This is a genomic window from Enterobacter sp. 725m/11 (genome assembly GCF_011683705.1).
Taxonomy (GTDB): domain Bacteria; phylum Pseudomonadota; class Gammaproteobacteria; order Enterobacterales; family Enterobacteriaceae; genus Enterobacter; species Enterobacter bugandensis.
This window is the reverse complement of record NZ_JAAQOK010000075.1, coordinates 1-14,686: the sequence shown is the minus strand read 5'-3', so window position 1 is coordinate 14,686 and position 14,686 is coordinate 1. Positions and strand designations below refer to the sequence as shown.

At 55.5% G+C, this 14,686-nt stretch carries 13 protein-coding genes; 9 read left to right on the top strand and 4 right to left on the bottom strand.

All coding sequences use genetic code 11. From position 1 onward, the window contains the following. Nucleotides 1–280: 280 nt before the first annotated feature. The 9 genes from HBA26_RS21595 (at nt 281) to HBA26_RS21555 (ending at nt 9,359) form a co-directional block, all read left to right on the top strand. Complete coding sequence (locus tag HBA26_RS21595; RefSeq protein WP_047368385.1) at nt 281–1,501, top strand: diguanylate phosphodiesterase; 1,221 nt, start codon at nt 281–283, stop codon at nt 1,499–1,501. Between the two features lie 188 nt (nt 1,502–1,689). Continuing rightward, nucleotides 1,690–2,418, top strand: coding sequence for a MerR family transcriptional regulator (locus HBA26_RS21590; protein ID WP_048956258.1), 729 nt, complete (start codon nt 1,690–1,692; stop codon nt 2,416–2,418). 313 nt (nt 2,419–2,731) lie between these two features. Further along, on the top strand, nt 2,732–3,100 hold the full coding sequence (gene sufA, locus HBA26_RS21585) for a Fe-S cluster assembly scaffold SufA (protein ID WP_041910386.1): 369 nt from the start codon (nt 2,732–2,734) through the stop codon (nt 3,098–3,100). Between the two features lie 8 nt (nt 3,101–3,108). Beyond that, nucleotides 3,109–4,599 carry a Fe-S cluster assembly protein SufB gene (gene sufB, locus HBA26_RS21580; RefSeq protein WP_028012865.1) on the top strand — a complete coding sequence of 497 codons (1,491 nt, stop codon included), beginning with the start codon at nt 3,109–3,111 and terminating at the stop codon, nt 4,597–4,599. A 9-nt stretch (nt 4,600–4,608) separates the two neighbouring features. Next, complete coding sequence (sufC, locus tag HBA26_RS21575; protein ID WP_041910384.1) at nt 4,609–5,355, top strand: Fe-S cluster assembly ATPase SufC; 747 nt, start codon at nt 4,609–4,611, stop codon at nt 5,353–5,355. Beyond that, entirely contained in the window at nt 5,330–6,601 is a 1,272-nt protein-coding gene (gene sufD / locus HBA26_RS21570) for a Fe-S cluster assembly protein SufD (RefSeq protein ID WP_041910382.1), read from the top strand. The genes sufC and sufD overlap by 26 nt, the downstream gene beginning before the upstream one ends. Then, nucleotides 6,598–7,818 carry a cysteine desulfurase SufS gene (gene sufS, locus HBA26_RS21565; protein ID WP_166721041.1) on the top strand — a complete coding sequence of 407 codons (1,221 nt, stop codon included), beginning with the start codon at nt 6,598–6,600 and terminating at the stop codon, nt 7,816–7,818. The genes sufD and sufS overlap by 4 nt, the downstream gene beginning before the upstream one ends. 13 nt (nt 7,819–7,831) lie before the next feature. Next, nucleotides 7,832–8,248 carry a cysteine desulfuration protein SufE gene (sufE, locus tag HBA26_RS21560; RefSeq protein WP_028012869.1) on the top strand — a complete coding sequence of 139 codons (417 nt, stop codon included), beginning with the start codon at nt 7,832–7,834 and terminating at the stop codon, nt 8,246–8,248. Nucleotides 8,249–8,345: 97 nt separating this feature from the next. Beyond that, nucleotides 8,346–9,359 carry a L,D-transpeptidase family protein gene (locus HBA26_RS21555; RefSeq protein WP_028012870.1) on the top strand — a complete coding sequence of 338 codons (1,014 nt, stop codon included), beginning with the start codon at nt 8,346–8,348 and terminating at the stop codon, nt 9,357–9,359. Nucleotides 9,360–9,419: 60 nt separating this feature from the next. Here the strand turns inward: HBA26_RS21555 and lpp are convergent, their stop codons facing one another. The 4 genes from lpp to HBA26_RS21535 form a co-directional block, all read right to left on the bottom strand. Next, the gene (gene lpp, locus HBA26_RS21550) at nt 9,420–9,656 is read right to left on the bottom strand and encodes a murein lipoprotein Lpp (RefSeq protein WP_001082307.1); all 237 of its coding nucleotides are present in this window, start codon (nt 9,654–9,656) and stop codon (nt 9,420–9,422) included. A 309-nt stretch (nt 9,657–9,965) separates the two neighbouring features. Continuing rightward, entirely contained in the window at nt 9,966–11,378 is a 1,413-nt protein-coding gene (gene pykF / locus HBA26_RS21545; protein ID WP_014883536.1) for a pyruvate kinase PykF, read from the bottom strand. A gap of 377 nt (nt 11,379–11,755) precedes the next feature. After that, a complete protein-coding gene (locus tag HBA26_RS21540; protein WP_126345697.1) occupies nt 11,756–12,901 on the bottom strand; it encodes a PLP-dependent aspartate aminotransferase family protein in 1,146 nt (381 codons plus the stop codon). A gap of 11 nt (nt 12,902–12,912) precedes the next feature. Next, nucleotides 12,913–14,283 (bottom strand): cystathionine beta-synthase, encoded by a 1,371-nt coding sequence (locus HBA26_RS21535; RefSeq protein ID WP_126345696.1) that lies wholly within the window; start codon nt 14,281–14,283, stop codon nt 12,913–12,915. Between the last annotated feature and the right edge of the window lie 403 nt (nt 14,284–14,686).

Here is a 14,686-nt window from a genome sequence, read left to right as displayed (position 1 = left end):
TCCGTCGTCGGCAGCGTCAGATGTGTATAAGAGACAGATCAGGATATATTTTATAAATGCTCTATTTTTCAATTGCTTGTTTGTTGTTCATGAAACGGTAATGCTACAGAATATATTGTACAAAACGCACGGCCGCTGTTAAGTTGTACAACACTTGTGAGAGTGCCATTAACGGGCGTAAATGATTGAGATGTAAATTATTTGTGAGGCAATTAATGTGCTATAAGAGAAGTCTCTCCACATGTTTTTGTGGTCAAAACCCTTAACCCCCAGGAATCGCATGCTTACAACCATCATTTACCGCAGTCATATCTGCGAGGACGTTCCAGTGAAAGCACTGGAAGCTATGGTCGCTGCTGCAAATAATAAAAACCGGCAAGCCAACGTCACGGGGATCTTGCTGTTTAACGGCACACATTTTTTTCAGTTGCTTGAGGGGCCAGTGGAGCATGTTTCTGCTATTTATGAGGAGATCTGCAACGACCCGCGACACCATAACGTAGTCGAGCTGATGCGCGATCACGGCCCCGTCCGGCGTTTTGGCAAGGTGGGGATGGAGCTTTTTGATTTGCGCCAGTTCGACAGGAACGAGGTGCTGCAACAGGTGCTGAACAAGGGAACAACACGCTATCAGCTGACTTACAATGACCGTCCGCTGCAGTTTTTCCGTACCTTTGTCGAGGCCACGGAAAAAGCGAACTATTTTGAACTGCCGCCTGCGGATTCCTGGGAGTTCGTTCGCGAAGAAACACGCTTGTCAGCGCAACCCGAGGTAGTCGCGAAAGGAGCGGATTGCAGCTTTGCTTTCCAGCCGATAGTCGATCCGTTTATGCAGCAGGTTGTCTCCTGGGAGGCGCTTCTCCGCACGCCTGACGGCGGCGCTCCGGGGATCTACTTCGCCAATCTGCCGCGTGACGACGTGTATACCTCTGATTTGCACAGCAAGCAGGTGGCACTCTCAATGGCCAGCGCACTCGGGTTGCAGAACCAGACGTTATCCCTCAACCTGCTGCCTATGACGCTGGTTAACATTCCTAACGCCGTTGATTTCCTGCTCACCGCGATTGGAGCAAACGGTTTTGTTCCTGAGCAAATTGTGGTGGAGTTTACCGAAAGTGAAGCCATTTCCCGTTTTGACGAGTTCACGGATTCAGTCAGACAGCTAAAAAGTGCAGGCATCAGCGTGACGATCGATCACTTTGGTGCCGGCTTTGCGGGACTACAGCTACTGGCCCAATTCCAGCCCGACAGAATTAAGATTAATCGCGATCTCGTCGCGAACGTGCATAAAAGTGGCCCTCGACAGGCCATCATTCAGGCGATTATCAAATGCTGTTCCTCGCTGGAAATTCAGTTCTGCGCGGTCGGCGTGGAGAAGGCAGAAGAGTGGATGTGGCTGGAATCTGCGGGCATTTCCCAGTTCCAGGGCCATCTGTTTGCAAGCCCCCGGCATGGCGGAATTCCGGCGATTGCATGGCCGGAGAAAAAATTCGATTTTTGATAAAGCTGTACAAAATTCGGCAGACTTAACTGTACGAGAAGCAAACTTTAGACAACAATGTATTAACAGGTGAAGGGAGAACGACCCCTTTCACCTGAGCAAAATGCGGTCTTAGTTATACAAATGGTTTGTACAATCTGATAAGGTTGGTGTAGTTAGGTATGGAAGTTCTGAGCGTGAGGGAGTTAATGGCCTATTACAGTATCGGCGAAGTGGCCGAACGATGCGGTATCAACCCCGTTACGCTGCGTGCCTGGCAGCGACGTTATGGATTGTTGAAGCCGCAGCGCAGCGAAGGAGGTCATCGTCAGTTTGACGATGAAGATATCCTGCGTATTGAAGAGATCAAACGCCTGATGAAAAGCGGCGTTTCGGTCGGAAAAGTAAAAGCCTTGCTGGAAAATAAAGAAGTCCTGACTCAGGGTAACTGGGTCTCGTTCCAGGAAGAGATGATGACCGTTCTGCGTTATGCCAGCCCGGCAAAGCTGCGCGCCAAAATCGGTGAGTTCCGCCGGGATCACGCCATGGATGCGCTGATTGATAACATCATTTCCCCCGTCCGCCAGCGAATGAATCAGGATCAAAATACTGTACGCCACATGGCGAGCATGCTTGACGGCGTCCTGATTGAATTCGCGGTTCTAAGCCTGGCGGAGTCGCGCAAGAAAGCGGGTAAAGATGCGTTGCTTATCGGCTGGGAATGCGATGACCGTACCCATCTTTGGCTTGAAGCCGCGCGGCTGGCGCAGCAAGGCTGGCACATTGACGTGCTGGCGGACCCGATTGATTCTCCGCGTCCTGAACTTTTCCCGGGGCAAAAAATCTTCGTCTGGACGGGAAAAACGCTAACACCGCGTCAGCAGGAACAGCTCGACCACTGGCGTGAGCAGGGTTTTAGCGTTTCATTTCACCAATAATAATCAGAGGCCTTGAGGGCCTTTTATTGTTTTAGACACTCCCAGAACAAAAGCTATCTCAAAAATAGGCATTTCCGATACATATTTTACTTTTCCTCTCTTCGCTGTTTTCTCCAACAGATAATCCATTAATTTTCAAAGTATTGAACAATTAAATCCATCCCGCCCGCATCTTCAGACAGGGTCTATGCTTAATAAAAGTAGACAAAAAGGGCGGTTTAGCCGAATGCCCCTGCTGACAGAGGGTTGAAGTGATAATCGTTATCACTAACATGGTGTTATGCCCTGATGGCTAATCAGATGAGGTGGACCTATGGAACTGCATTCAGAAACCTTCAATCCTGCCGATTTTGCCTGGCGAGGATTAACGCTCACGCCTGCGGCGGCGGCGCATATCCACGAGCTGGTGGCAAAAAATCCCGACATTCTCGGCGTGCGCTTAGGCGTTAAGCAGACCGGCTGCGCGGGCTTTGGCTACGTGCTGGATACCGTCACCGCACCGGAAAAAGATGACCTGGTGTTTGAAACCGACGGCGCAAAGCTGTACGTCGCGCTGCAGGCTATGCCGTTTATCGATGGAACCGAAGTGGATTACGTGCGGGAAGGTTTAAACCAGTTATTCAAATTTCATAACCCGAAAGCCCAGAACGAATGCGGCTGCGGCGAAAGCTTTGGGGTATAGGCGGTACTATGTCTCGTAATACTGAAGCAACGAGTGATGTAAACACCTGGAGCGGCGGACACCTCAACTATAAAGAGGGTTTTTTCACGCAGCTGCAGACCGACGAGCTGGCGAAAGGCATTAATGAAGATGTGGTGCGCGCCATTTCGGCTAAACGTAACGAGCCCGAGTGGATGCTCGAATTTCGCCTGAGCGCATTCCGCGCCTGGCTGGAGATGGAGGAGCCGCACTGGCTGAAAGCCCACTACGACAAGCTGAACTATCAGGATTACAGCTACTACTCCGCACCCTCCTGCGGCAGCTGTGACGATACCTGCGCCTCGCAGCCCGGCGCGGTCCAGCAGACCGGTGCCGAGAACAGCTTCCTGAGCAAAGAGGTTGAAGAGGCGTTTAACCAGCTGGGCGTGCCCGTGCGCGAGGGGAGAGAGGTGGCGGTGGACGCCATTTTCGACTCCGTCTCGGTGGCGACCACTTACCGTGAAAAGCTGGCCGAGCAGGGGATCATTTTCTGCTCCTTTGGCGAAGCCATTCATGACCATCCCGATCTGGTGAAAAAGTACATCGGCACCGTGGTACCGAGCAACGATAACTTCTTCGCCGCGCTGAACGCCGCGGTAGCCTCTGACGGCACCTTTATCTACGTGCCGAAAGGCGTGCGCTGCCCGATGGAGCTCTCCACCTATTTCCGCATCAACGCCGAAAAAACCGGACAGTTTGAACGCACCATTCTGGTAGCGGACGAAGGCAGCTACGTCAGCTATATCGAAGGGTGCTCCGCCCCGGTGCGCGACAGCTACCAGCTGCACGCGGCGGTGGTAGAGGTCATCATTCACAAAGACGCCGAGGTGAAATACTCCACGGTGCAGAACTGGTTCCCCGGCGACGGCAATACCGGCGGTATCCTGAACTTCGTCACCAAGCGTGCGCTGTGCGAAGGCGAAAACAGCAAAATGTCCTGGACGCAGTCGGAAACCGGCTCCGCTATTACCTGGAAATACCCGAGCTGTATTCTGCGCGGGGATAATTCCATCGGTGAGTTTTACTCGGTGGCGCTGACCAGCGGGCACCAGCAGGCCGATACCGGCACCAAGATGATCCACATTGGGAAAAACACCAAATCGACGATTATCTCGAAGGGGATCTCCGCCGGGCATAGCCAGAACAGCTATCGCGGGCTGGTGAAAATCATGCCGACGGCCACCAACGCGCGTAACTTCACCCAGTGTGATTCAATGCTGATCGGTGCCGACTGCGGGGCGCATACCTTCCCGTACGTGGAGTGTCGCAACAACACGGCTCAGCTGGAGCACGAGGCGACCACGTCACGCATTGGGGAAGATCAGCTCTTCTACTGCCTGCAGCGCGGCATCAGCGAAGAAGATGCCATTTCGATGATTGTGAACGGCTTCTGTAAGGACGTGTTCTCTGAACTGCCGCTGGAATTCGCCGTTGAAGCACAAAAACTCCTCGCCATTAGTCTTGAACACAGCGTCGGTTAAGGAAAGCACATGTTAAGCATTAAAGATTTACAGGTCAGCGTGGAAGAGAAAGCGATCCTGCGCGGTCTCAATTTTGACGTCAAGCCGGGTGAAGTTCACGCCATCATGGGGCCAAACGGCTCCGGGAAAAGTACGCTTTCAGCGACGCTGGCGGGACGTGAAGATTACGAAGTGACAGGCGGCTCGGTCGAATTTAACGGCAAAGATCTTCTGGAGATGTCGCCGGAAGACCGCGCGGGTGAGGGCATCTTTATGGCCTTCCAGTACCCGGTGGAAATTCCGGGCGTCAGCAACCAGTTTTTCCTCCAGACGGCGCTGAATGCGGTGCGCAAGTATCGCGGCCAGGAGGCGCTGGATCGCTTCGACTTCCAGGATCTCATGGAAGAGAAGATCAAACTGCTGAAAATGCCAGAAGACCTGCTGACCCGCTCGGTCAACGTCGGCTTTTCCGGCGGCGAGAAAAAGCGTAACGATATCCTGCAGATGGCGGTGCTCGAGCCCGAGCTGTGCATTCTGGATGAGACCGACTCCGGTCTGGATATCGATGCCCTGAAGATTGTCGCCGACGGGGTGAATTCCCTGCGCGACGGCAAGCGCTCGTTCATTATCGTCACCCACTACCAGCGCATTCTGGACTACATCAAGCCGGACTACGTCCACGTGCTTTACCAGGGACGTATTGTGAAATCCGGTGATTTTACGCTGGTTAAACAACTGGAGGAGCAGGGCTATGGCTGGCTTACCGAACAGCAGTAATGCGCTCCAGCAGTGGCACCGGCTGTTTGAGGAGCAGGGTAATACGCGCTCCGAGCAGGCGCAGCAGCACCTGCAGCAGATGCTGCGCCTCGGCCTGCCGACGCGGAAGCATGAGAACTGGAAATACACCCCACTCGACGGCCTGCTGAACGGCGAGTTTGTGACGCGTCTGGCGGAGATTGATCCGGCCCGGCGCGACGCTCTGGCGCTGACGGTGGATGCGGTGCGTCTGGTCTTTGTCGACGGCGTCTGGCGTCCAGAACTGAGTGATGACGCCCGGGATAGCGGGTTCGATATCGTCATTAACGACGACCGCCAGAGCCTGAGCGCCCCGGTTCAGCCGGAAGTTTTCCTCCACCTGACCGAGAGCCTGGCCCGCAGCGTGACGCATATTCAGGTCAAGCGTAACCAGCGTCCGGCAAAACCGCTGCTGCTGATGCACATCACACAGGGCGTGGAGGGCGATGAGATCAACACCGCGCACTATCGCCATCACCTTGAGCTGGCGGAGGGGGCGGAGGCCACGGTAATCGAACATTACGTCAGCCTCAACGAGACCCGCCATTTTACCGGGTCCCGGCTGACGATGAACGTTGCCGCCAATGCGCAGCTTCACCATATTAAGCTGGCGTTTGAGAATCCGCAGAGCCACCATTTTGCCCATAACGATCTTCTGCTGGGCCAGGATGCCGCGGCGTACAGCCACAGCTTCCTGCTCGGCGGCGCGGTGCTGCGCCACAACACCAGCACGCAGCTTAACGGTGAAAACACTACGTTGCGCATCAACAGCCTGGCGATGCCGGTGAAGGCAGAAGTGTGCGACACGCGCACCTGGCTTGAGCACAACAAAGGCTACTGCAACAGCCGCCAGCTGCACAAAACCATCGTCAGCGATAAAGGGCGGGCGGTGTTTAACGGCCTGATTAACGTGGCCCAGCACGCCATCAAAACCGACGGGCAGATGACCAACAACAATCTGCTGCTGGGGCGCCTGGCGGAAGTGGACACCAAGCCGCAGCTGGAGATCTACGCCGACGACGTAAAATGCAGCCACGGCGCGACGGTCGGTCGGATCGACGACGAGCAGATGTTCTACCTGCGCTCGCGCGGCATCGACCAGCAGGCGGCGCAGAAAATGATCATCTACGCCTTTGCGGCGGAGCTTACGGAAGCGCTGCACGATGGCGTATTGAAGCAGCAGGTGCTGGCCCGCATTGGTCAGCGTCTGCCCGGAGGCGAAGCATGAGTTTTCCCGTAGAGAAAGTGCGGGCCGATTTCCCGGTTCTGACCCGTGAAGTGAACGGCCTGCCGCTGGCCTATCTCGACAGCGCGGCCAGCGCGCAGAAGCCGAATCAGGTGGTGGATGCGGAAGCCGAGTTCTACCGCCACGGCTACGCCGCCGTGCATCGCGGTATTCATACCCTGAGCGCCGAGGCGACCCAGCGCATGGAAAACGTGCGCACGCAAATTGCATCCTTCCTCAATGCACGCCTGCCGGAAGAGCTGGTATTTGTGCGCGGCACAACCGAGGGGATTAACCTTGTCGCCAACAGCTGGGGCAACGCCCAGGTGCGCGCGGGGGATAACATCATCATCACCCAGATGGAGCACCATGCCAATATTGTGCCGTGGCAGATGCTCTGCGAGCGTGTCGGCGCGCAGCTGCGGGTCGTTCCGTTGAACGACGATGGCACGCTGCAGCTGGAGCAGCTTGACGCCCTGCTGGACGATAAAACGCGGCTGGTGGCGGTCACTCAGGTCTCTAACGTGCTGGGCACCGAAAACCCGGTGACAGAGATTATCGCAAAAGCCCATCAGGCCGGCGCGAAGGTGCTGATTGACGGCGCGCAGGCGGTGATGCACCACGCGGTGGACGTGCAGGCGCTGGACTGCGATTTCTACGTATTCTCCGGGCATAAGCTCTATGGCCCGACCGGGATTGGCGTGCTGTATGTGAAAGAGGACATCCTGCAGGCGATGCCGCCGTGGGAAGGGGGCGGATCGATGATCGCCACCGTCAGCCTGACGGAAGGGACAACCTACGCCCGCGCGCCCTGGCGTTTCGAGGCGGGCACCCCCAACACCGGCGGGATTATCGGCCTGGGGGCGGCGGTGTCTTACGTCTCCGCAATCGGCCTCGACGCCATTCAGGAGTACGAACAGCTGCTGATGCACTACGCGCTGCAGGAGCTTGCCAGCGTGCCTAACCTTACCCTGTATGGCCCGGCTGACAGACAGGGCGTGATTGTCTTTAACCTGGGGAAACACCACGCCTATGACGTGGGCAGCTTCCTCGATAATTACGGCGTGGCCGTCCGTACCGGGCACCACTGCGCCATGCCGCTGATGGCCTTTTATCAAGTGCCGGCAATGTGCCGCGCATCGCTGGTGATGTATAACACAATGGAAGAGGTCGACAGGCTGGTGGCGGGGCTTAAGCGCATTCACCAGCTGCTGGGCTAAGAAGAGGCAAAAGATGGCAGAACTGCCGGACAGAGACAAATTGCTGCGCAACTTTGGACGCTGTGCAAACTGGGAAGAGAAGTACCTTTATATCATCGAGCTGGGGCAGCGTCTGCCTCCGCTCGGTGAAGAGGCGCATAACCCGGAAAACATTATTCAGGGCTGCCAGAGCCAGGTGTGGATTGTGATGGAGCAGTCTGACGACGGCACTATCGCCCTGCACGGCGACAGCGATGCGGCCATTGTAAAAGGGCTGATTGCGGTCGTCTTTATTCTTTACCACCGGATGTCGGCGCAGGATATCGTCGCGTTCGATGTCCGCCCGTGGTTTGAAAAAATGGCCCTGACCCAACACCTCACCCCGTCCCGCTCCCAGGGGCTGGAAGCGATGATTCGCGCCATTCGCGCCAAAGCTGCAATCCTTAGCTAGACTTACAGAACAGCATTCATTCTGTTTCGCGAGGTGGTTCCCGCCTCGCTGGTTTTTCAGCTTTCTGGCATCCTGCCAGTGAATAAGGAATCTCAGCATGAAGCGCGCGTCTCTAATAACTCTATTACTCCTCAGTTCGCTCGGTACGTTTAATTCGGCCCGCGCGATGGACTATCCGTTGCCGCCTGCAGGCAGCCGCCTGATTGGGCAAAATCAAACCTACACGATACAGGAAGGGGATAATAAGCTTCAGACTATCGCCCGTCGGTTTAATACGGCGGCGCAGGTGATCCTTGAAACGAACAATACCATTGCGCCAGTAAACCCGGCACCGGGTACCGTTATCACCATCCCGTCGCAGATGTTGCTGCCGGATACCCCGCGCGAAGGCATTGTGGTTAACCTGGCCGAGCTTCGGCTCTACTACTTCCCGCCGGGAGAAAATATTGTCCAGGTATTCCCGCTCGGCATCGGACAGCTGGGGCTGGAAACGCCGGTGAGCACCACCCGCGTCAGCCAAAAAATCCCTAATCCAACCTGGACGCCAACGGCGGGCATCAGAGCGCGTTCCCTGGCCCAGGGAATTAAATTGCCACCCGTCGTCCCGGCAGGGCCAAATAACCCGCTGGGGCGCTATGCGCTGCGTCTGGGAATTGGTAATGGGGAATATCTTATTCACGGTACCAGCGCGCCGGACAGCGTAGGTCTGCGCGTCAGTTCCGGCTGCATGCGAATGAACGCCCCGGATATTAAAGCCCTGTTTGAACAGGTGCGGGTCGGCACGCGGGTACAGATCATCAACGAGCCGGTGAAATTCTCGGTTGAGCCGGACGGTAAACGTTATATTGAGGTCCACCGTCCTCTGGCGCAGGTGGAGGGCGAGAACCCGCAGATTTCGCCCATTACCCACTCGGCAGACTTTGCCACCTTTGTTTCTCAGGCCGGAAGCGATAAGGCGTTAATTGATAAAGCCCTGGCGCGCCGTGCCGGGATCCCGGTTGTCGTATCCGCGGGTAGCGGCCCGTCGGCCAGCAATAGCGTGTTGTCAGTGCAGAACAGCCGGGTGTCTGCTGCGGTAGCAGAAGAGGAAGGGGAAAAGGTAACGCAGTAGCAGTTTGACGCAGGCAAAAAAAATGGCGCACAATGTGCGCCATTTTATTAACAGGTACTATTACTTACGGTATTTAGTAGCCTGGTTGTCCAGACGCTGGTTAGCGCGAGCTGCGTCGTCTTTAGCAGCCTGAACGTCGGAACGCATTGCGTTCACGTCGTTGCTCAGCTGGTCAACTTTAGCGTTCAGAGTCTGAACGTCAGAAGACAGCTGATCGATTTTAGCGTTGCTGGAGCAACCAGCCAGCAGAGTAGAACCCAGGATTACCGCGCCCAGTACCAGTTTAGTACGATTCATTATTAATACCCTCTAGATTGAGTTAATCTCCATGTAGCGTTACAAGTATTACACAAACTTTTTTGGGTTGAGAATATTTTTTTGATGGGAATACGCCTATTTTTGATCGTTCGCTCAAAGAAGCATCGAATCAGTGCGTTTTGAGTAAAAAGCTATGTAAAAAAAGGCATTTTTCATCGGATTCATCTTAGATAAATCGCATTTAAATAGAAAAACCCGATTTGCTTTTTGAATGAATTTGGCTAATGCCGGGAATAAAAAAAGCGCCCATTGGGCGCTTTTTATCAAATTTAATTCGTTCGTGAATTATTACAGCACGTGAACGGAGGCAGTATTGGTTGTTCCGCTTGGTACCAGAGCACCAGAAACCATTACAACCACGTCGCCCTTCTGCGCCAGACCGCTTTCCAGAGCCATTGCTTTACCCTGAATGTAGAAATCGTCAGTAGAGGCGATCTCTTTGACCAGGTGCGCAACCACGCCTTTGCTCAGCACCAGCTGACGTGCGGTGGTTTCGTTGGTGGTCAGGGCCAGGATGGTGGCATCCGGGAAGTATTTACGCACTGCGCGCGCAGATTTACCGCCCTGGGTCGCAACAACAATCAGTGGCGCTTCCAGTTTCTCAGCGGTTTCTACCGCACCGCGGCATACTGCTTCAGTGATGCGCAGCTTGCGGCTGTCGTTGTTGAAGTCCAGACGGCTGGTCATCACGCGGTCAGTACGTTCGCAGATGGTCGCCATGATGCCGACCGCTTCCAGAGGGTATTTCCCTTTCGCGGATTCACCGGACAGCATGACTGCATCGGTACCGTCGAGGATGGCGTTCGCCACGTCGCCTGCTTCAGCGCGGGTAGGGCGTGGGTTTTTGATCATGGAATCCAGCATCTGCGTGGCGGTGATAACCACTTTACGCGCGCGAACACATTTCTCGATCATCATCTTCTGCGCGAAGATCACTTCTTCAACCGGGATTTCAACGCCCAGGTCGCCACGAGCAACCATGATGCCGTCAGACGCTTCGAGGATTTCGTCGAAGTTGTTCAGGCCTTCCTGGTTTTCGATTTTGGAGATGATCTGGATCTTCTCGCCGCCGTGGGCTTTCAGGTGCTCACGAATTTCAACCACGTCGGAACGCTTACGGATGAAGGACGCCGCAACGAAATCAACGCCTTGCTCACAGCCGAAGATCAGGTCCTGCTTGTCTTTTTCAGCCAGCGCTGGCAGCGCGATAGAAACGCCCGGCAGGTTAACGCCTTTGTTTTCGCCCAGGTCGCCGTTGTTCAGCACTTTACAGATAACTTTGTTGCCTTCGATAGCTGTGACTTCCATACCGATCAGACCATCGTCGACCAGCACGGTGTTACCCACGGACAGATCGCTGGTGAAGCCTTCATAGGTGACCGCAACGATTTCGCTGTTACCAACAACGGATTTGTCGGTAGTGAAGGTGAAGGTCTGGCCCGCTTTCAGAGAGACGTCGTTACCGCCTTCCAGTTTGATGGTACGGATTTCCGGACCCTTGGTGTCGAGCAGGATCGCCGCTTTTTTACCGGTCTTGCTCATCACGTTGCGCAAGTTCTGAATACGCTGACCGTGTTCTGCGTAGTCACCGTGGGAAAAGTTCAGACGCATCACGTTCATGCCGGCGTCCAGCATTTTGCTCAGCATCTCTTCGGATTCGGTTTTCGGGCCGATAGTACAAACAATTTTCGTCTTTTTCATGACAGTCTTAGTCTTTAAGTTGGGAAGGATATGGAAATCTCGCTCCGGGGGCGCACCGCCGCGGAGTCAAACCTGTGTTGCAAAAGAGTATATGACACGCACTAAGGATAGGAGACATCAAATGAGCGTGCAGAAGAAAGTGTGCCTGAGTGACAGCCCAACGAAGGAGAGGAGAAGTTGTACGTTGTTTTTTGTATTCCAAGCGCTGAAACCATTCACCAGGGATTTGGCGCGCATTATACGCTAATTTTAAGATAAAAGGAAAATGGAAACGGTGTTTCAGAATTAATCAATGCCGTTTCACATAATATTGTTATCAAGGCGTTAAGCCATGATGACAACTTTTGGCGGCAGGTGAGCGACCTGCCGCCGTTTGCTTATTTTTGCAGCGCCTGGCTGAGGTCGGCAATCAGGTCTTTTGGATCTTCAATGCCTACCGAGAGGCGGATCAGCTGCGGCACAATACCGTTTGCCAGCCGTTGCTCCAGCGGAATCGAGGCGTGCGTCATGCTGTAAGGCTGGCTCACAAGGCTCTCCACCCCGCCCAGGCTTTCCGCGAGGGTGAACAGCTTCAGGTTGCGAATCACCTCGGTGGCGCGTTGCGCATCGCCTTTTACCACGACGGAAATCATGCCACCGGGCAGCGCCATCTGCGTGCGGGCTAGTTGGTACTGCGGATGTGATTCCAGGCCGGGATAGAATACCTTTTCGACCAGAGGATGCTGCGCCAGCCATTGCGCAATCTCCAGCGCGTTGCTGCTGTGCTTTTCTACCCTCAGCGCAAGCGTGCGGATACCGCGCAGGGTCAGGAAGCTGCTGAACGGATCCAGGACACCACCGACCGCATTTTGCAGATAGCCAAGCTGGTCCGCCAGCGCCGGATTATCTCCCACCACTGCCAGCCCAGCCACCACGTCAGAGTGGCCGTTAAGGTATTTGGTGGCGGAGTGCACCACGATATCGAAACCGGACTCCAGCGGACGGTGGATCACCGGCGATGCGAACGTGTTATCCGCCACGCTGATGACGTTATGACGACGGGCGATCGCCGCAATGGCCGCCAGATCCGCCAGCTTCAGCAGCGGGTTGGTCGGCGTTTCGACCCACACCATGCGGGTCTCCGGGCGAATGGCGGCCTCAAGCCCGGCCAGGTTGTCCGGCTTAACCCAGCTGACCTGCAGGCCGGTGCTGCGTTTGCGCACGTTTTCAATCAGGCGGTACGTCCCGCCGTAAACGTCATCAATGGCGACGATATGGCTGTCTTTATCCAGCAGCTCGAGCACCGTGGAGATGGCCGCCAGACCGGAAGCAAAGGCGTAGCCGCGCGTGCCGCCTTCCAGTTCGGCGATGGCGGTTTCCAGCGCATGGCGCGTTGGGTTGCCGCTGCGGGAATACTCATAGCCGGTATGCTCGCCCGGTGACGGTTGCGCAAACGTCGACGTGGCGTAAATCGGCGGCATGACGGCGCCGTGCGGGTCGTTGAATGCGCCGCTGTGGACGCTCAGGGTTGCCAGGTTTTTCATCGTTTCATCCTTTATTGCTGTAGACGATTGCGCCATGCGGTCAGGACGTCGCTGCGCGTAATCAGACCGAGAAAACGGTCATTGTCGTTAATGACGGCCACCAGACCGCGGTCGAAGATGGCGTGCAGGGCACTCTCCGTGGCACGTTTATCGAGAAATTCCACCTGACGGGTCATGGCCGCCGTGACCGGCAGGGCAAAGCGGTCGCCGTCGCCGCCGATATGCCGCAGCAGATCCCACTCGTCGATAATGCCCACCACCTTGCCGTTCTCCAGAACCGGCAACTGAGAGATGTCATACAGGCGCATGCGTGCCAGTACGGTGGAAAGCGTATCGTCCGGCGCGGCGGTGACGGTAGCGCCTTCATCATGGCGCAGGGCAATGTAGTCGGAGAGATCGCCCGCCTGAGGGCGCGTGATAAGCCCCTGCTGGCGCATCCAGTCGTCGTTAAACATCTTCGAGAGATACTTATTGCCGCTGTCGCAGGCGAAGGTCACCACGCGTTTCGCCACGGTCTGCGCCTGGCAATACTTCAGCGCCGCCGCCAGCAGCGTGCCGCTGGAGGAGCCCGCCAGAATGCCTTCCGTCTTCAGCAGCTCGCGCGCGGTGGCGAAGGCTTCGCGGTCGGTGATGCGCCAGGCGCGATTCACCCCTTCAATGTGGGCCAGCGGCGGAATAAAGTCTTCGCCAATGCCTTCGACCAGCCAGGAGCCCGCGTCGTGGTAGCGTCCGGTTTCCACCTGGTCGGCCAGCACCGACCCGGCGGGGTCAGCCAGGACAAACTCCGTGTGCGGAGAGTGCTCGGCGAACCACGCCTGCAGGCCACCGAGCGTACCACCTGAGCCGACGCCGACCACGATGGCGTCAATCTTGCCGTCAAGCTGTTCATAGAGTTCCGGTGCCGTGGTGGTGCGGTGCGCCAGCGGGTTGGCCACGTTATTAAACTGGTCGATGTAAAACGCGCCCGGCAGCTCGTTAGCCAGACGCCGGGCGTAATCCTGGTAATAGGCGGGATGGCCCTTGTTGACGTCGGAGCGGGTCAGCACCACCTGGGCACCCAGCGCGCGCAGGTGGAAAATCTTCTCGCGGCTCATTTTGTCAGGCACTACGAGGATCAGTGAGTAGCCTTTCTGGGCGGCGATCAGCGCCAGGCCGAGGCCGGTATTGCCCGCCGTGGCCTCAATAATCGTGCCGCCCGGCTGCAGCTGGCCGGTACGCTCCGCTTCGTTAATCATCGACAGCGCAACGCGGTCTTTAATCGAGCCGCCGGGGTTCTGGTTCTCCAGCTTCAGAAACAGTGAGCAGGGACCGGTATCAAGCTTATGCAGCTGGATCAGCGGCGTGCGGCCAATCAGTTCGGTGACGGAGTGGTAAATCGTCATGATGTTTTCCTTTCGGGATGTCATGACGGGATAATAGGGCGATGAAATTTTCTCAATAAAGAACCATTCACTGCCGTTTAGAACAGAAAGGAATATAAATACCGTTTTTGGATGTCAGGACAGCAAGACGTAAAGTTGTCTGGATGTGGGGATGGCTATATCGGGATAAAATGCTGCAAAAATGACCGTTTTTTGCGCGCGTCCGCCAGCAGATATGCATCCGGCAGATAATCATTGCTGAAATTGGTCTAAATACTTCCCACCCGGTAAATCCGCTGTTTATTTCCGAAAGTTATAACACATTCTTTTTTGTTCATTTAAAAGCTGATAACGCCTGTTTACTATCTTTTGGACATCCATACTGCTAAACCGCCGAGGGCGGCACGGATAACGAATAAGAATG